13 protein-coding genes are annotated in these 16,553 nt (G+C 68.0%); 7 read left to right on the top strand and 6 right to left on the bottom strand.

What is annotated here, in order from left to right; translation table 11 throughout:
- Window positions 1-5 precede the first annotated feature (5 nt).
- Window positions 6-1,217: an acetoin utilization protein AcuC gene (locus tag JCQ34_RS15875; RefSeq protein WP_286399046.1), complete on the top strand. Its 1,212-nt coding sequence runs from the start codon at window positions 6-8 to the stop codon at window positions 1,215-1,217.
- A 67-nt stretch (window positions 1,218-1,284) separates the two neighbouring features.
- Entirely contained in the window at window positions 1,285-1,896 is a 612-nt protein-coding gene (locus JCQ34_RS15870) for an ArsR/SmtB family transcription factor (RefSeq protein WP_286399045.1), read from the top strand.
- Between the two features lie 3 nt (window positions 1,897-1,899).
- Here the strand turns inward: JCQ34_RS15870 and JCQ34_RS15865 are convergent, their stop codons facing one another.
- Window positions 1,900-3,237 carry an alpha-hydroxy acid oxidase gene (locus JCQ34_RS15865; protein WP_286399044.1) on the bottom strand — a complete coding sequence of 446 codons (1,338 nt, stop codon included), beginning with the start codon at window positions 3,235-3,237 and terminating at the stop codon, window positions 1,900-1,902.
- Between the two features lie 88 nt (window positions 3,238-3,325).
- On the bottom strand, window positions 3,326-4,360 hold the full coding sequence (locus JCQ34_RS15860; RefSeq protein WP_286399041.1) for a LacI family DNA-binding transcriptional regulator: 1,035 nt from the start codon (window positions 4,358-4,360) through the stop codon (window positions 3,326-3,328).
- A gap of 349 nt (window positions 4,361-4,709) precedes the next feature.
- On the opposite strand from JCQ34_RS15860, the gene JCQ34_RS15855 reads away from it, so the two are divergent.
- Genes JCQ34_RS15855 through JCQ34_RS15835 form a run of 5 tightly spaced genes read left to right on the top strand, consistent with a single transcriptional unit; the run spans window position 4,710 to window position 10,631 of the window.
- Window positions 4,710-6,161, top strand: a complete 1,452-nt coding sequence (locus JCQ34_RS15855; protein ID WP_286399038.1) for a Gfo/Idh/MocA family protein — start codon at window positions 4,710-4,712, stop codon at window positions 6,159-6,161.
- A 9-nt stretch (window positions 6,162-6,170) separates the two neighbouring features.
- Complete coding sequence (locus JCQ34_RS15850) at window positions 6,171-7,130, top strand: NAD-dependent epimerase/dehydratase family protein (RefSeq protein ID WP_286399036.1); 960 nt, start codon at window positions 6,171-6,173, stop codon at window positions 7,128-7,130.
- A complete protein-coding gene (locus JCQ34_RS15845; protein WP_286399033.1) occupies window positions 7,127-8,032 on the top strand; it encodes a 5-dehydro-4-deoxyglucarate dehydratase in 906 nt (301 codons plus the stop codon). Before JCQ34_RS15850 ends, JCQ34_RS15845 begins: the two co-directional genes overlap by 4 nt.
- A complete protein-coding gene (locus JCQ34_RS15840) occupies window positions 8,032-9,138 on the top strand; it encodes a mandelate racemase/muconate lactonizing enzyme family protein (protein ID WP_286399030.1) in 1,107 nt (368 codons plus the stop codon). The genes JCQ34_RS15845 and JCQ34_RS15840 overlap by 1 nt, the downstream gene beginning before the upstream one ends.
- A gap of 41 nt (window positions 9,139-9,179) precedes the next feature.
- On the top strand, window positions 9,180-10,631 hold the full coding sequence (locus tag JCQ34_RS15835) for an aldehyde dehydrogenase (NADP(+)) (protein ID WP_286399027.1): 1,452 nt from the start codon (window positions 9,180-9,182) through the stop codon (window positions 10,629-10,631).
- Window positions 10,632-10,695: 64 nt separating this feature from the next.
- Here the strand turns inward: JCQ34_RS15835 and JCQ34_RS15830 are convergent, their stop codons facing one another.
- Genes JCQ34_RS15830 through JCQ34_RS15815 form a run of 4 tightly spaced genes read right to left on the bottom strand, consistent with a single transcriptional unit; the run spans window position 10,696 to window position 16,341 of the window.
- Entirely contained in the window at window positions 10,696-11,814 is a 1,119-nt protein-coding gene (locus JCQ34_RS15830) for a M24 family metallopeptidase (protein WP_286399024.1), read from the bottom strand.
- A complete protein-coding gene (locus tag JCQ34_RS15825) occupies window positions 11,811-13,850 on the bottom strand; it encodes a DUF6807 family protein (protein WP_286399021.1) in 2,040 nt (679 codons plus the stop codon). The genes JCQ34_RS15830 and JCQ34_RS15825 overlap by 4 nt, the downstream gene beginning before the upstream one ends.
- Before the next feature lie 28 nt (window positions 13,851-13,878).
- The gene (locus JCQ34_RS15820; RefSeq protein WP_286399019.1) at window positions 13,879-15,000 is read right to left on the bottom strand and encodes an acetylxylan esterase; all 1,122 of its coding nucleotides are present in this window, start codon (window positions 14,998-15,000) and stop codon (window positions 13,879-13,881) included.
- A gap of 45 nt (window positions 15,001-15,045) precedes the next feature.
- The gene (locus JCQ34_RS15815; protein WP_286399016.1) at window positions 15,046-16,341 is read right to left on the bottom strand and encodes an ABC transporter substrate-binding protein; all 1,296 of its coding nucleotides are present in this window, start codon (window positions 16,339-16,341) and stop codon (window positions 15,046-15,048) included.
- Between the last annotated feature and the right edge of the window lie 212 nt (window positions 16,342-16,553).

Raw genomic sequence — 16,553 nt, 5'->3', positions numbered from 1 at the left:
GATTGATGACATACCTGCCCGGCCTCAGCCAACCCGCGCCGCCAACGGTGGTGGCGTGGAGTCCTGACATGACAGCCTACAACTTCGGCCCGGGACACCCCATGGCGCCGGAGCGGATGGAGCTGACGGCCCGCCTTGCCCGGAGCCTGGGGATCTTCGACCTTGACCACGTTCACGTGGCGGCACCCGAGGTGGCAACGGACGCTGAACTGGAATGCGTCCATTCACCCGACTACGTGGCGGCTGTCCGCCGCGTCAGTGCGGACCCTTCGCAGCCGGACGAGTCCCGCGGGCTGGGAACCGAGGACGATCCAGCCTTTGCCGGCATGCATGAAGCCGCTGCGCGCCTGGCGGGCGGCTCACTGCTCGCAGCCCAGCGCCTGCTGGAGGGTTCTGCCGTGCATGCCGTGAACTTCGGCGGCGGCATGCACCACGCGGCCCGGGAGCGGGCCAGCGGGTTCTGCATTTACAACGATGCTGCCATCGCCGTGCAGAGGCTGCTCGACGGCGGCGTGCCCAAAGTGGCCTACGTCGATGTTGACGCCCACCACGGGGACGGCACGCAGAACATCTTCTGGGACGATCCCCGGGTGCTCACCATCTCGCTGCACGAGACAGGCCTGACTCTCTTCCCCGGAACCGGGTTCGCCAACGAGATCGGCGGCCCGGCGGCGGAGGGCACAGCCGTGAACGTCGCGCTGCCGGCAGGCACTTCCGACGCCGGCTGGCTGCGCGCCTTCTACGCCGTGGTGCCGCAACTGGTGGGTGCCTTCGAACCTGAGGTGATCGTGAGCCAGCACGGCTGCGACTCCCACCGCAGCGATCCCCTCACACACCTCAACCTGAGCGTGGATGGACAGCGGGAGGCGGCAAGCGCCGTCGGGCATCTGGCCGAGCGGTACTGCGGCGGCCGCTGGATCGCCACAGGCGGCGGAGGGTACAACGTGCTGGACGTGGTGCCGCGGGCCTGGAGCCACCTGGTGGCCATCGCCGCGGGGCGGCCCGTGCCGTTGCGGACACCTGTGCCCGAGGTTTGGCGGCAGTACGTGGCGGAGAAGTTCGGCAGGGAAGCGCCCGCCCTCATGGGCGACGACGTGGAGCTGTGGTGGCGTTCCTGGGAAGTGGGCTTCGACCCGAATGACGCCGTGGACCGCACGGTGATGGCCACCCGCAAGGCGGTGTTCCCGCTGCACGGCCTCGATCCCTGGTTCGACTAGCCGGCTCGACCTGCGTCAGCCGAAATAGTTGATGCCTTTCGGCGTATATGTCGTTAGGGTGGGAGGCATGGTGACAGACGACGTATTTGCCGTCATAGCGGAATCCACGCGGCGGGACATCCTGGTGGCCCTCCGGGCAGGAGACAAAGCCGTGGGGGAACTGGTGGAGGAACTGGCGGCTAGCCAGCCCACCATCTCCAAGCACCTGAAAGTCCTCCGAGAAGCGCAGCTGGTCAGCATGCGCGCGCAGGGCCAGAAGCGGTACTACGCCTTGAACCGGGGCCCGCTGGAGGGCATCGCCACCTGGCTGGAAACGTTCGACGTCGGCACCGGCGCCAAAGCCGCCGCGTCACCAACCGGCCGGGACCAGGCAGCCGCCGGCCAGGCAATCCCTGCCCACCTGCGGGAGGGCGTCGCCGCTGCGGCAGCCTCGCTGCCGTCTGCGCCACGGTCCCTGGAACCTGCGCAGCCGGCCCGGGAGGAAGTCCCGGCGCCTGTCCTGGTGCGGGAAGGCGCCGAGCTGAGCCCCGCCGTCGTGATTCCTGGCGGCACCGCCGCGCCGCTGAGCGACGACAGCGTTCCGCAGCAGATCGGACGCACCGTCGGCCGTGCCGCCACCAAGGCCGCCGACCTGCTGGCGAACCTCCCCAACCTGCCCAAGTTTGGCCGCAAGAAGTAGGGGTTACTTGCCCAACAGCCGCACGTGGTCCGGGGTCAGCTCGGAAACGCGGCTGACGCCCAGGAGGGCCATGGTGCGGGCCATGTCCTTCTCGAGGATCTGGAGGGTGCGGTCCACGCCGGCCCGGCCGCCCGCCATCAGGCCGTAAAGGTACGCACGGCCGATCAGGGTGAAGTCCGCGCCCATGGCCAGCGCGGCCACAATGTCTGCGCCGCTCATGATGCCGGTGTCCAGGACGATGGCGGCATCGCTGTTGTCGGTGGTGAACGCCTGCTTGACCTCGGGCAGCAGATGGAACGGGATGGGCGCGCGGTCCAACTGGCGGCCGCCGTGGTTGGAGAGGACCACCCCGTCGGCGCCGTGGTCCACCACGCGGCGGGCGTCCTCCACGGTCTGGATGCCCTTGACCACCAGCTTGCCCTTCCAGGTTTCGCGCAGCCAGTCCAGGTCCCCGAACGTGAGCGTGGGGTCGAACATGGAGTTGATCAGGTCCGCCACGGTGCCGGTGTAGCGGGACAGTGAGGCGAACGTCAGCGGTTCGTGGGTGAGGAAGTTGAACCACCAGGCCGGGCGGTAGGACGCGTCGAGGACCGTCTTCAGGGTCAGCGCCGGCGGGATGGTCATGCCGTTGCGGACGTCGCGGAGGCGGGCGCCGGCCACGGCGGTGTCCACGGTGACCATGAGGGTGTCGTTGCCCGCCTTGGCGGCACGATCGATGAGTTCCAGCGAGCGGTCGCGGTCCGTCCACAGGTACAGCTGGAACCAGTTGCGACCGTTGGGAGCAGCCTCGGCGACGTCCTCAAGGGAGGCTGTGCCCATGGTGGACAGGGTGTAGGGGACGCCTGCAGCCTCGGCGGCCTGCGAGCCGGCATATTCACCTTCGGACTGCATCATGCGGGTGAACCCGGTGGGGGCGATGCCGACGGGGAGCCGGGACGGTTTGCCCAGGATCTCGGTGCTCAAATCGATCGTGGAGACGTTGCGGAGGATGCCCGGCCGGAACTCGATGTCCAGGAACGCCTGGCGGGCGCGGCGGAGCGTGATCTCCTCTTCGGCCGCGCCGTCCGTGTAGTCAAAGGGTGCCTTGGGCGTGCGTCGCTTGGCCATCTCGCGGAGCTCCCAGATGGTGCTGGCCCGCTTCAACCGGGCTTCCCTGCTGAACTCGGGCTTCTTGAACTGCATCAGCGGTGCCAGGTCGGAGTACTTGGGGACGCGGCGCTTGAGTGCCGCGGGCAAGGCGGACGACGACGGATCCTTGGCAGGTGCCGGCGCTGCGGGGATGTCCGTGGCGTCCGGCGCCGGGGTAGCCTCGGGGTTGTTGGGCTGGACGGTGTGCGTCATTGCTCCTCCTCTGGGATTGGGTAGCTTCGCGGGGCGGCAGGTCGCGGCCCATGGGCCAGGCGTGACTGCCGCCGGGTGTCATCTGGGGTCAGCCGTGGACTGTGCTGCGCGGCGCCTTGGCGGGGCCCGTGCTGGCCCTGACTTCCAGGCGGGGCTGGTAGCGGCTGCCGGATGTCTCGTTCCCTTCCTTGCGGATCAGTGCCCGGAGCTGGTGCCATGCCTGCTCGCCCAGTTCGCTGATGGGAACCGCACCTGTGGTGAGTGCCGGCGTCGTGTACCTGGCGAAGGGGATGTCGTCGAAGCCGGTCACGGAGATGTCGCCGGGGACGTCCAGGCCCCGCTCGTGCAGGCCACTCATCAGGCCCATGGCCACGAGGTCGTTGAAGGCCAGGATGCCGGTGGCCCCGCTCGCCAGGACGGCGTCCACCGCTTCATGGCCGGTGTCGAAGTCCGAGCCGCCCTCAAGCATGGTCACCTCAACCTCGGGGTGGGCGGCCTTGAAGGTCTCCAGGCCCCTGAGCCGCATCTCGTTGGAGGCACTGCGTGGCGGCCCTGCGAGGAAGGCCAGGCGGGTGTGGCCCAGTTCCACCAAGTGCCCGGCGATATCCTGCACGCCCTGGCCGTAGTCCACCACCAGGCTGGGCACGCCCGGGGTGGCGGTGGTGCGGTTGATCAGTACCAGCGGGTGCAGGGAGGGCGCGATCTCTTCCAGTTCCGCATCCGACATGCGCGGAGCGCAGAGGACCAGCCCGTCACAGCGCCGGCGGGCTTCGCCGGCCAGGATGGACTCTTCGCTGGAGACTTCGAACGAATCGGCAATGAGGACCCGGTAGCCGTCCTGGGCCGCAGCCCGGCTGAGGCCGCGGAGGATCTCCTGGAAGGTGGGGTTGGCCAGGTCCGGCACCACGATGCCGATGGTGTCCGTCTTGCCAAGCGCCAGGCTGCGCCCCACCGGGTTGGGCTGGTACTTCAGTTCCGCGGCGGCGGCACGGACCCTGGCTGCAATGTCCGGATCCACGGTGAAGTTCCCGTTCATGACGCGGGAGACGGTGGCATGGGAAACTCCCGCCTTGACGGCGACATCCGCAATGCCGATCCGGCCGCTTGCCGATTTCCTGGCCATAGGGAACCCTTCTTTTACGCCGCCCGCCCGCGTCCTCCGGAACGGTCGGTGACCGGGAGCGCGCAGACCGGAAGGCAGGTGCTTTGAAGGACAGCATATACGGCTTCGGGAAAGCGATTTCTTTCTTTTCCCACTGTTTTCCCGGCACCCCCGGCTGCAAGGCGGATCCAAGCGCTAGAAAACGCTTTCTTCCAGTCCCCGGAGTGGTTGACGTATCCACAAGGGGATTGATACAACTGCTATAGCGAAGCGAGAAAACGCTTTCTCATCTGGTGCCCCCGGGCGCCACCGCCGAACGTCAGCGGCCGCTCCCACGGCCGGGTAATGAGCTTTTCGAAAGGGACCCACCATGGTCAACACTGCCGAGACCACTTCGGCTGCAGCTGCCTCCCGGCCCGGCACCGCCGCCGGCACGGACACCGCAGCAGCCACCTTCGCCGGGGACGGCCGGAAGGCCCGCATAGCCCTGATCGGCACCGGCGGGCGATCCGAGATGTACATCCGCGCCATTTTCGGCAAGCACGCGGACACCGCCGAACTGGTGGCGTTCTCCGACGTGAACCCGGGGCGCGTGGAGTTCTACCAAAAGCTCATCCAGGAGCTGGGCGCCCCGGGACCCGTGACGTCGTTTGAGCCTGCGGACCTCACCACCTTCATCCAGGCCAACGACATCGACCGCATCATCGTCACCACCCCGGACTACACCCACGCCGACTACATCGTGGAGGGACTGCGCGCCGGAGCTGACGTGGTGGTCGAAAAGCCCCTGACCATCGACGCCGAAAGCTGCCGCCGGATCGTCCAGGCCGTCCACGAGACCGGCCGGAACGTGGTGGTCACCTTCAACTACCGCTACTCGCCGCGCAACAGCGCGCTCAAGGAGATCATCCAAAGCGGCGTGATCGGCAAGGTCACGTCCGTCGACTTCAGCTGGGTGCTGGATACGGTCCACGGCGCCGACTACTTCCGCCGCTGGCACCGGGAGAAGAAGAATTCAGGCGGCCTGCTCATCCACAAGGCATCCCACCACTTCGACCTGGTCAACTGGTGGATTGACGACGTTCCGGAGCGGATCTTCGCCTCCGGCGGCCTGAAGTTCTACGGCGACAAGAACGCTGCCGAGCGCGGGTTGGGTCCACGCCCCGAGCGCGGAACGCCCGACGCCGATGCCCCCGCAGGGGAAAAGGATCCCTTTGCGCTTGACCTGAGGGAAGACGAGCGGCTCAAGGCCCTCTTCCTGGACAACGAGCACTACGACGGCTACCGCCGCGACCAGGACGTCTTCACCAGCGGCATCACCATCGAGGACAACCTCGCCCTGGTGGTGGAGTACCAGGGCGGCCCGCGCCTGAGCTACTCACTGAACGCGCACAGCCCGTGGGAAGGCTACCGGGTGGCGGTCAACGGCACCGAGGGCCGGGCCGAACTCGAAGTGGTGGAACGCGCCGCCGTCCTGCACAGCACGGACCAGAAGACCGTGGTTGACCCCAGCGCCACGCCCGTGGAGGAAGAGGACGCCGTCCGCCGCAACGGCGAGCGCCTGGTGGTGCAGCGCCACTGGGAAGCCGCCTACGAGGTACCCATCATCAACGGTGAGGGCGGCCACGGCGGCGGCGACGAGCTGCTGCTGTCGGACCTCTTCAACGGACCGGGCGAGGATCCGCTGGGCCGTCCCTCCGGCTACCTGGACGGGCTGCGTTCGGTGTCCGTGGGCATTGCCGGCAACCGCTCCCTCGAAACGTCCCTGCCCGTGCGCGTCGAGGACCTGGACCTCGGCGTCGACCTTCGCCGCGGCAAGTAGGGAAAGACCATGAGCAGGATATTTGTCACCGGCGGTTCGGGCCGCCTGGGCCGCAGCGTGGTGGCGGGGCTTGCCCAGGCCGGCCATGAGGTGATCTCGGTAGACCGGGACGCCGTGCCCGCTGAGCTGCTGCCCGCCGGCGTCGTCCAGGAAACCGCGGACCTCCTGGCGCCGGGTGAGGCGTTGCGGCTGATCGGGGCAGCAAAGCCCGACGCCGTCATCCACCTTGCTGCGATCGCGGTCCCTTTCAGTGCGCCGGAGGACGTCATCTTCGGCACGAACACCAGGCTCGCCTTCGCGGTGATCAGCGCCGCGACGGAGGTGGGGGTCCGCAGGATCGTCACGGCAAGCAGCCCCACCGTGCTCGGTTACGGCTGTCCGGAGGGGTGGCTGCCGCCGTCGTTCCCGCTTGACGAGCGCACGCCTGCCAAGCCCTGGAATGCCTACGCCCTGTCCAAGCACATCGCCGAACAGACCGTCCAGATGTTCGCGACCGCGCAGGGGGAGAAGATCCGGTATGCGGCATTCCGGCCGTGCTTCGTGATCTCGCCCGAGGAATGGGAAGGCGCCCCCACGCAGCAGGGCCACACCCTCGCCGAACGCCTGGCAGATCCCGCACTCTCGGCCCCGGCCCTGTTCAACTATGTGGACGCGCGGGACGTGGCGGACTTCCTGGACCTGCTGCTGCAGAAGATGGATGACATTCCCAACGGGGAAACCTTTTTCGTGGGCGCGGCGGACGCCCTTGCCACCGCACCCCTTGCGGAGCTGATGCCGAAATTCCTGCCCGGAAGCGAAGCACTCAGCTCCGGCCTCACCGGCACCAGCCCCGCGTTCTCCATCGCCAAAGCCCGGGAACTCCTGGGATGGCAGCCCAAGCGCACCTGGCGCACCGAACTAAAACCCACCCTCAACGACGAGGCCTCCACGCTGGTTACTGCCGGCGGCGGAGCCAAGGAGACATCATGAAATTCGACGGCGTTCTCTTCTTCCCCGTCACCCCGTTCACGGCCGAAGGCGCCGTTGACGTGGAGCTGCTTAAGGAGCACATCGCTTCCCGGCTGCCTTATCGGCCCGGCGGCGTGTTCCCCGCCTGCGGGACCGGCGAGTTCCACGCGCTCAGCATCGACGAGGTCCGCACCGTGGTGGCGGCCGCCGTCGAGGTTGTCGCGGGCAAGGTTCCCGTGGTGGCCGGTGCCGGCGGACCGCTGGGCCACGCTCTTGCCGCCGCCCGCGCCGCTGAGGAAGCCGGCGCCGATGCCCTCCTGGTCCTCCCGCCGTACCTGGTCACGGGCCCCACCGACGGCCTGGTGGCTTACATCGAGGCCGTGGCCAACGCCAGCAGCCTGCCGGTCATCGTGTACCACCGCGGCAACGCGAAGTTCACCGCCACGTCCATGGCCAAGCTTGCCGCCAATCCCAAGGTCATCGGCTTCAAGGACGGCCTGGGCGATGTGGGCCTGGCCCAGGAGATCGTAAGCGCCGTCCGGGCCACCGGCCGTGAAGACTTTGCCTTCTTCAATGGCCTGCTCACCGCCGAACTGACCCAGGGTGCCTACCGCGGCCTGGGCATCCCGCTCTACTCTTCCGCAGCGTTCGCCATGGCTCCGGAGATCGCCAAGGCCTACTACGACGCCTACGTTTCAGGCGACGAGGACCGGCGCAATGCCCTGCTCGAAGGTTTCTATGCACCCCTGGTCCGGCTGCGCGACCAGACCCCCGGTTTCGGGGTTTCGCTGATCAAGGCTGGGCTGCGGTTGGCTGGCCTGCCGGTCGGTCCGGTGCGTCCGCCGCTGGTGGACCCCACCGAGGAACAGCTGGTGGAGCTCAAGGCCATCCTGGCCAGGGGCCACGAGCTGGCCGGCAGCTGATGAGTGCCCCTGCGGCCCAATCCGTCCGCACCGTTCCCCGCATCACCGGGCTGGCCACGCGGCTCCTCACCGTTCCGCTGCGCCGGCACTGGGGAGCGGAGGCGCCGGAGAACCACGTGATTGCCACCGAGCTTTCCACGGACGACGGCGGCACGGGCTTTGGCTTCTCCTGGACGCCGACCATTGGTCCCCAGGCAGTCAAGGCGCTGCTTGACTACGACATCGCCCCTTTCGTCACCGGACTTCCGGCCGCTCCCGAAGCGGTGTGGGACGTGGTGTGGAAACGGCTGCACGAAGCCGGGGGCGGCGGGCTCACCACCATCGCCATGGCGGGAGTGGACCTCGCTCTGTGGGACCTGCAGGCACGCCGTGCCGGAACATCGGTCACCGGCTTGCTGGGGCAGCGCCAGGACTCAGCAGAGGTTTACGGGTCCGGCGTCAACCTGCACTACACGCTGGACGAGCTGGTGGCCCAGGTGGAACGCTGGGTTGAAGCAGGCCACCAGGCGGTCAAGATCAAGGTGGGCAAACCGGACATCCGCGAAGATGCCGAACGCGTCGCCGCGGTGCGCTCTGTCCTGGGCCCGGGCCGCAGGCTCATGATCGATGCCAACCAGCGCTGGGACCTGCCCACCACCTTCCGCGCCCTGGATGTGCTGGCCGAATTCGGACTGGAGTGGCTGGAGGAGCCCATCCGCGCGGACGACCTCTGGGCCTACCGGCGGCTGCGGAAGCATTCGCCGGTGCCCATCGCCCTGGGCGAAAACCTGCACACCATCTACCGGTTCCGCGATTTCATTGAGGCGGAAGCGGTGGACATCATCCAGCCGAACGTCATCCGGGTTGGCGGGATCACCCCGTTCCGGCGGATCGTGGAGCTGGCCCGGACCCACAGCATCAAGGTGATGCCGCACCTGTTGCCGGAACTGTCCGGACAGCTGGCACTGACCCTGGCGGAGCCCACCATGGTGGAGGACGTTGAAGAGGCGTCCTTCGAGCAGCTGGGCATCCTGGACGGGCCATCGCCGGTGCGGTTCAGCAACAGCCGGGTGACCCTCGCGGACCACGCCGGGCTCGGTTTCCGCTTCAAGGACAGGCTGCAATGATGAATTTCCAGACGACCTCTATCGATGAACAGGTTCCTGACGTGACAACTGCAACGCTTTCCCTGACCGAGCTCACTGCTGCCGCTACGGCGGCAGCGAAAATTTCCGCGGCTGCCTCCGACGCCGAACGCGCGGGCTGGCTGAACGCCGTGGCGGATGCCCTGGACGCCAACGCCGCCGAACTGGTGGAGATTGCGGACGCCGAAACCAGCCTGGGGGCCCCGCGCCTGACGGGCGAGGTGGCCCGCACCACCGGGCAGCTGCGGTTGTTCGCCCGCGTGATTACCGAGGGTTCCTACCTCGAAGCCATCATCGACCACGCAGACCCGAACGCCACCCCGCCCAGGCCTGACCTCCGCCGGATCCTCAAGCCCATCGGCCCGGTAGCTGTCTTCTCGGCCTCCAACTTTCCGTTCGCCTTCTCCGTGGCCGGCGGCGACACGGCTTCGGCCCTGGCCGTTGGCTGCTCCGTGATCGTCAAGGCCCACTCGGGCCACCTGCGGCTCTCCGAGCGGACCGCGGAGATCGTGGCGGAGGCCCTCCGTCGCGCGGGCGCACCGGACGGCCTTTTTGCCCTGGTCCACGGCCGCGAAGTGGGAACAGCCCTGGTCCAGGACCCTGCCATCAAGGCAGTGGGTTTCACCGGGTCCATCCCCGGCGGCCGTGCCCTGTTCGACCTCGCCACCTCCCGCCCCGACCCCATCCCCTTCTACGGCGAACTGGGCAGCCTCAACCCCGTGGTCATCACCGCCGCGGCACTGCAGGCCCGCTCCGGGGAGCTGGCGGCAGGCCTGGCCGGTTCCTTCACCCTGGGCGCCGGACAGTTCTGCACCAAGCCGGGCCTGGTGTTCATCCCGGCAGGAACCGGGTTTTCCTCCGAGGTGGCCGCGGCCAGCAAGGACAAGCCGGCCTTGGGCATGCTCACCACCCGCATCGCCGAGGCCTACCCGGATGGTCTGCGCAGTTTCGCCTCCGTTGACGGAGTGGACGTGGTGGGCGGCAGCGTGGACCAGGACGCTGCCGCCAACGGCGCCGCTCCGGTGGTCTTTTCCACCAGCGCTGCCAAGGTCCTCGAAAACCCGGAGCAGCTGCTGGAGGAATGCTTCGGACCCACCACCATCCTGATCGAGTACGCGGACCAGGAAGAGCTGTCGGCCGTCCTGGCCAAGGTCCCGGGCAGCCTCACGGCAACGCTCCACAGCGAGCAGGGCGAGGACATCGAGGCTCTGGTGGAGCAGCTCTCCGGGCTCGCCGGACGCGTCCTGTTCGAGGGCTGGCCCACGGGCGTGGCCGTGAACTGGGCCCAGCAGCACGGCGGTCCTTACCCGGCCACCACCTCGCTGTTCACCTCGGTAGGCGCGACGGCGGTCCGCAGGTTCCAGCGTCCCGTGGCCTACCAGGACGCCCCGGAAACCGTGCTGCACCCGGCGCTGCGCGAGGACAACCCGCTGGGCATCCCGCGCAGGGTGGACGGGGAACTGCAGCTTCCCTGAGCGGTTACGCAGAAAACCCCGGGACCAAGCGGTCCCGGGGTTTTCTGCGTGCCTGGCGAAGCACCTACAGCTGCAGCGTCAGCGGCCGTTCCAGCCCGTTGACAGTGGCCGTGGGCCAGCGCGGGTCCGCCGTGAGGACCCGCAACCCGGATTCGGTGAGCTGGACTGTGTCTTCGATCTTGACGCCGGGCCCTGACGGGTTCCAGGTGAAGGCCTGGTCCAGCACCACAGTGTCGGTCGCCGACGCCGTCACCCTGGGATCACGGCCCGCGTAACCGGCCGGACCGCCCTGGTGGTGCTGCTCCCACTGGTCCGCCCCAAAGCCGTGCCGGGCGTAAGCCGCCTGGATTTCGGTGAAGATCCTGTCCAGGCGCGCCCCGGGAACGGTGGCATCGAAGATGTCCGCCTCCACGGCCGCGATGCGGGCCTCGGCGTCGCGCTCTTCCGGGGTGCCGGCGTCGAACCTGATCCAGCGGGTGATGTTGGCAACCAAGCCGTCCCGGCGGGCACACACCACGGCCATGGCGCGGCGGCCCAAGGGGGAGTGGGTGGCCAACGGGTGCCGGAAGGTGCTGCGGGAGCTGCCGTTGCACAGGAGCACCAGCGGCTCCGCTCCGGCCGCCACCACCCGGGCGGCCAGCGCCGAAACGAGTTCGAACTCGGTGGTGTCCGGGCTCGCGGCGGAAAGGACGTCCGTCATCATGGCCGCCAGTTCGGCGCTGAGCAGGGAGTACCGTGCACTTTCGGCGGGGAGGAGCTGCTGGCGGGCGGCGCGCAGTTCCGCGGTGACGTCGGTTTCCGCCAGCGGGGGCTGGGAGCTGCCGTTGCCAACGGCGGCGGCGGCCTGGTGGAGGTTCCCGTACCAGGGGACGGTGTGGAGGTTGACCTCGGCCGGAAGCTCTTCGGCCGCGATCCGCCCGGCCTCGTTGTTGAATGTCACCAGGTGGTCGCCGTCGCGGTCCACCAGGAGGGCCGCGATAGGGTCCCCGGCCAAGCTGATGTGCACCCGGCTGCCATCCAGGTACCAGGTCAGGGCCGTGTTGGAGGTCAGGAGCAGCGAGTCCCGCCCGGCGGCGTCAAGGATGTCCAGGACACGGCGGCGCTTGATGGTGCGGTCCGTCCGTGCCCCCGGAGCCACCCGTGCCTCCCGGGGCGGAACGGCTGCGGTTGTTGTTTGCGTCATGACGGGTCCCCCTGGTGGTTGATCAAAGCCTCGATGTCGGTGGTGGCCAGGATTCCGTCGGCCACCAGGACGGTGATGTGCCGCCGCGCCGGGTTTCCCGGCTCGGCCATGACGCGGCGGTCCCAGGCGAGCGACTGTCCCACGCCGGGGTAGCCGTCCATTCGGACAAACCACGGGTCGGTGCAGCCTTCCGGGGCGACGAACACCAAGGTGGCCGGGCCGCCGTCGAACTTTCCTGACCAGGCGAGCCAGCGCGTGACGCTGCCATGGGTCGCCGCCTCGCCGCTGCCGGCCGGCGTCCACACTGCCGCGTCTCCGCACCCGGGCAGGCGCCAGAAGAAACCCCCGTAGCCACCCTCGAAGCGGCCGTTGGAGCCAGGGCTGCCCAGGCTGACCGGCGTGTCCCCTGCGGGGGACAGCGCAAAGTCCAGGGATAGCCGCCAGATGGAAGGCGCGACGGCGGACCACGTCCAGGTGCGTTCCTCCCCCAGGACGGGGGAACCGTCGGGGCCGTTCCAGGTAAGCGTCTCCTGCAGCCGGCCCTCGTGTCCGCTGCCGGCGTCGCTCAGGTGTGACGTGGATACGCTGATGCTGCCGTGGTCGGGGCGCCAGATGTACTGCCCCGCCTCCCGCGTATACGTGCGGCCGCCCCAGAAGTTGACGCCGTCCACGTCCTGGAGGGCCACCCCCACTCCCAGGTGCCACACGTGGTCCAGCGGCATGTGGTCCGTGACCACAGTGCCGCCGAGGGTCCGGACAGGGTGCAGGTAGGGGCGCGGGGAGGAGACGGCGCGGATATGGCCGCCGTCCTGGTAGTCGGCCACCGGCCGGCCGTCCACGGCCAGCGTCCGTACCGGCGGAAGGGCCCGGGCCCAGGGGGCGCCGAGCTCGGCGAAGGTTGCCTGCGCCTTGATGGCGCGGCCCATCATGTCGCTGATGCCCTGAACCACGGGGTGGGCGTCGTCGCCGTCGCCCTCCCACGAGATTGATGCAGGATCGATCGGGGCCGGCGCCGGGGAGGTGCGGATGGCTTCCAGCACTGCGGTGAAGGCGCCGGTGTCCGGCAGGGCGCCAAGCAGCGGAGCTCCGGTGGCACGGGCGTCCAGCAGGTTCTCCAGCAGGTCGGTGCGGCCGTACGTTTCCCTGCGCTCGCCGTCGGGGGTGCTGATGACTACCTCATCCCGCGTGTAGAAGAGGGTGATGTCGCCCCGGGTTCCGTGCACCGTGACGGTGGGATCCTGCTGTTCGGAGGCGCACAGCGTGAGGGCGCACAGCAGGGTGTCTCCGCCGGCCGTGCGGACCCGGAGCACCGAGGTGTCGTCGCTCTCGGTGTCATTGGCCCGGTACAGGTCGGTTTCCACGGAGGCTACGTCAGCGAGCGTGTGGGCGCCGGCCAGGGACAGGCCGGTGGCAACGGCGTGGGCCAGCGCATTGGTGGCCACGCCATCCACCACGTCGGTGCCGTCCAGGCTGCGCTTCCCTGCCCAGCGTGAGCGCTTGAAGTAGGCCTTGGTCCGCAGCCACTGGCCCGTGGCGCTGATGCCCAGGACGGTGCCGATCTCCCCGGCGGCCACTCTGGCGCGGATGGCGGGCAGGGCGTGTGACCCCAGGCTTTGGAAGCCTACCTGGACCAGGCGTCCGTTCGCACGCGCGGCGGCAAGAACCTGCTCAAACTGGGCCAGGGAGGCGACCGGCGGCTTTTCCACGTAGACGTCCATCCCGGCATCCAAGGCGGCAAGGGCCAGTGGGGCGTGGGTCTGGATGGGGGTGGCAAGAATGACGACGTCGGCACCCGGCTGGGCGGCCAGCAGCGCCTCCAGGTCGGGGAACACGGCGACCGACTCGGCCAGCGTGCCGGCCTGCGGCGGGAGGGGATCGGCCACGGCCACCAGTTCCAGGGCGCCGGCGGCCTCAAGCCGGGCCAGATTGGCGAGGTGGCGCTCGCCGAAGCCGTGTACGCCCACCAGCGCAATCCGGGGAGTGGCTGTGGATCCGGGTCGCTGGTGGCTGGATTCGGTTGAATGCTGTGTGGTCACGTAAGTCCTTGGTGCTGTTGGAAAGGGGTCAAGGGGCCAGCGTTTTGGCCAGGAAGTCCAGGGCCTCGTCCTGCATGGCCGCCGTGAACACGTGCCCGCCCGGCCAGAAGCTGCCGGTGTAGGTGTCCGTGCCGGTGTGCATTGATTCCAGCAGCCGGTCCGCCTGGCGCATCCCGTCTTCCGGGAACAACTCATCCGCCAGGGCGTACTGCACCAGGAAACGGGCCGTTTCAGCCCGGCAGGTGAGCTCCGGCCAGTCGCCCAGTTTCCACAGGCCGGGGGTCTGCAGCAACCAGGAGTGCGCGTCCAGGTAGGCGGGGAAGAGCGATTCGAAGGTGGTCATCATGCAGGTCACCACGGCGGCCCCGATGCGGGGGCTGAGGGCCGCGAGGGCAAGGGAACGGCCGCCGCCGCCGGAGAAGCCGATGCAGCCCAGGTTGTCCTGGTCCACCCCCGGCAGCGACGCCAGGATGTCCAGGGCGGCAAGGTCGTCGTGCGCCACCATGCCTGCCAGGCTGGTGCCCAGCAGGCCGGCCGCTTTGGCAACGGTGTCTTCGTGGAAGCCGGCAGCGGCGTTGTATTCCTCCGCTTCGGTTGGCACGACGCCGTCCTCCCGCCACTGTGCCTGCCTCGCCGCTGCTGCCGAGGCCGTCCGCCACGGGGGAGTTGCGAGGTCAAACCTGCGGCTGCCCCAGGAGAATGTGTCGTGGGCCAGGACGGCGAAGCCACGCCGCGCGATGTCCGTGGCCAGGGCGTGACCGTCATAGTGGCCTGCGCGGGCAGCGGCTGCGGAGGGGTGGCTGTCCGGCAGTTCCACCAGCCGATCGGCCCCGCCGAACTTGTTCCCGCCGTGGCAGTGCAGTGCCAGGACACCCGGCAGGGGGCCGGAACTCCCGGCCGGCCTCACCAGCCAGCCCGTAGTCCGTGGCCCGAAGCCCAACTGCCAGCTGAGCTGGGAGGTGGTGGCGCCGTCGTACGTTTCCTCCCAGTGCACCGTTACCTCGGGAAGTGCGTCGCGGTCCGGGACGCCCAGCACGTCCGACAGTTCCTGCGCCGCAGCGCCGGACGCCTGGTGGCGCGGATGTTGCCGGACGTAGGCGGGCCAGTCCTCATAGCCGGCGATGGCGCTGGGCCTTGCTGTTGCAGTCATGTGGCTGGCCTCCTTACTCTGATGGTTCCGGGCGCCGTGGGTGGATCAGGCGAGGTTCTGGTTGACCTCGGAGATCATGCCTTTGGCAGCATCGCGAGGGGAGATCTTTCCGAAGAGTACATCCGTGTTGTAGCGGTTCAGGACTTCCATGGTGGCCGATGAGCCTGCCGGGAACGGCTTGGGTGCCTGAATCTTCATCTCGGCAATGCGGTCAAGGTAGGCCGCCTCCTTCTGCTGGGTTTCCTTCAGCAAGGGAGTGATGCCCGCCTTCAGTTCCGTGTTGGCCGGCATGCCCCGGTCGCTCTTGATCTTTGACGCTGCGTCCATGTTGTTGACCAGGTAGTTGATGAAGAGGGCCGCTTCCTTGGACTGTGGCGACTTCGAAGAGATGGCGTATTCCATGGAGGAACGCAGCCAGGAACCGGGCCGGGCGCTTTCGCCGGGCAGCTTCACCATGACCAGGGGCGCACCGGAGTAGGACGTCATCTGGTTGCTCCAGGAAATTTTCATTCCCTGCTTTCCCTGGCCCATCAGGGTCATTTCGGGCTGTGCCGAGCCGTCCTCGACGGTCTGGGAGGCGGAGGGTGCGCCACCGGTCTCCGTCAGCTTCTTGTTGAGTTCGAACCAGCGGGTCAGGGTGTCCTCGCTGATGCCCATCTTCTTTCCATCGTCAGTGTAGAGGGCCTCACCGTTTTGGCGGGCCCAGACTGCGAGGAAGGAATCGTTGGCCATGGGCGTGGTGCCGAAGGTTCCGGCCGGTGACTTTTCAGTGATCTCGGCCGCGATCCTGGCGTAGTCGTCCCAGGTCCAGGTCTCATCGTTTGGAAGCGGCACTCCGGCCGCCTCGAAGACCTTGGGGTCAAGGACCATGGACATCGAGTTAACGCCGGCAGTAATGGTGTACTGCTTGCCGTCGATCTTGCCCAGGTCCACGGTCCCCTCGGCAAACTTCGAGGTGTCGATCTGGTCCTTGACCTTGTCCAGGTTCAACAGCACGCCCCGGCTGGCGTACTCGCTGGGGTAGGCGCCGCTCATAGCGATGACATCCGGCATTGTTCCACCCGCGATTTGGGTGGCCATCTTGTCCCAGTAGGAACTGTATTCGGTGTTCTCGCCCTGGACCTTGATGGTGGGGTTCGCGGCTTCGAAAGCCTTGATCACCTCCATGGTGGTTTTGGCTCTGGAGTCGTTGCCCCACCAGGCAAATCGGATGGTGACGGGATCTTCTGCCGTCCCCACTTTTCCTGCTTGCGGGCTGCTGCCGCAGCCGGTGAGGACCAGAGCGGCTGCGGCGAAGGCGCCGGTGATGCCCATGACGGATTTCTTGAGACCAAACTTCATTGTTGTGCCCCTTGGCAGGTAGGTTGAACGCGAGTGACGCCGGTAACAGAAAGCGTTTTCTCAAAAACTAACAAAGGGCTATACAGGAGTCAAGAAAGCGTTTACTTTGGTACGGAGCCGCAATTCGAACGGACCCCGCGGCACCGGAACCGCTTCAGCTTTCACGGGCAGGAGCAGCGCCGGCACCGGGGTACCGGTTACCCCCATCGCCC

It is taken from the genome of Pseudarthrobacter defluvii, assembly GCF_030323865.1.
Classification (GTDB): Bacteria; Actinomycetota; Actinomycetes; order Actinomycetales; family Micrococcaceae; genus Arthrobacter; species Arthrobacter sedimenti.
The sequence above is the reverse complement of the archived record's forward strand: the minus strand, read 5'-3'. Positions and strand labels throughout refer to the sequence as shown.

Bases quoted from the DNA above. Each gene is read 5' to 3' on its own strand.
- JCQ34_RS15845 (WP_286399033.1), top strand. From the start codon at position 7,127: ATGAAATTCGACGGCGTTCTCTTCTTCCCCGTCACCCCGTTCACGGCC.
- JCQ34_RS15875 (WP_286399046.1), top strand. From the start codon at position 6: ATGACATACCTGCCCGGCCTCAGCCAACCCGCGCCGCCAACGGTGGTG.
- JCQ34_RS15840 (WP_286399030.1), top strand. From the start codon at position 8,032: ATGAGTGCCCCTGCGGCCCAATCCGTCCGCACCGTTCCCCGCATCACC.
- JCQ34_RS15860 (WP_286399041.1), bottom strand. From the start codon at position 4,360: ATGGCCAGGAAATCGGCAAGCGGCCGGATCGGCATTGCGGATGTCGCC.
- JCQ34_RS15855 (WP_286399038.1), top strand. From the start codon at position 4,710: ATGGTCAACACTGCCGAGACCACTTCGGCTGCAGCTGCCTCCCGGCCC.
- JCQ34_RS15820 (WP_286399019.1), bottom strand. From the start codon at position 15,000: ATGACTGCAACAGCAAGGCCCAGCGCCATCGCCGGCTATGAGGACTGG.
- JCQ34_RS15865 (WP_286399044.1), bottom strand. From the start codon at position 3,237: ATGACGCACACCGTCCAGCCCAACAACCCCGAGGCTACCCCGGCGCCG.
- JCQ34_RS15850 (WP_286399036.1), top strand. From the start codon at position 6,171: ATGAGCAGGATATTTGTCACCGGCGGTTCGGGCCGCCTGGGCCGCAGC.
- JCQ34_RS15870 (WP_286399045.1), top strand. From the start codon at position 1,285: ATGGTGACAGACGACGTATTTGCCGTCATAGCGGAATCCACGCGGCGG.
- JCQ34_RS15830 (WP_286399024.1), bottom strand. From the start codon at position 11,814: ATGACGCAAACAACAACCGCAGCCGTTCCGCCCCGGGAGGCACGGGTG.
- JCQ34_RS15815 (WP_286399016.1), bottom strand. From the start codon at position 16,341: ATGAAGTTTGGTCTCAAGAAATCCGTCATGGGCATCACCGGCGCCTTC.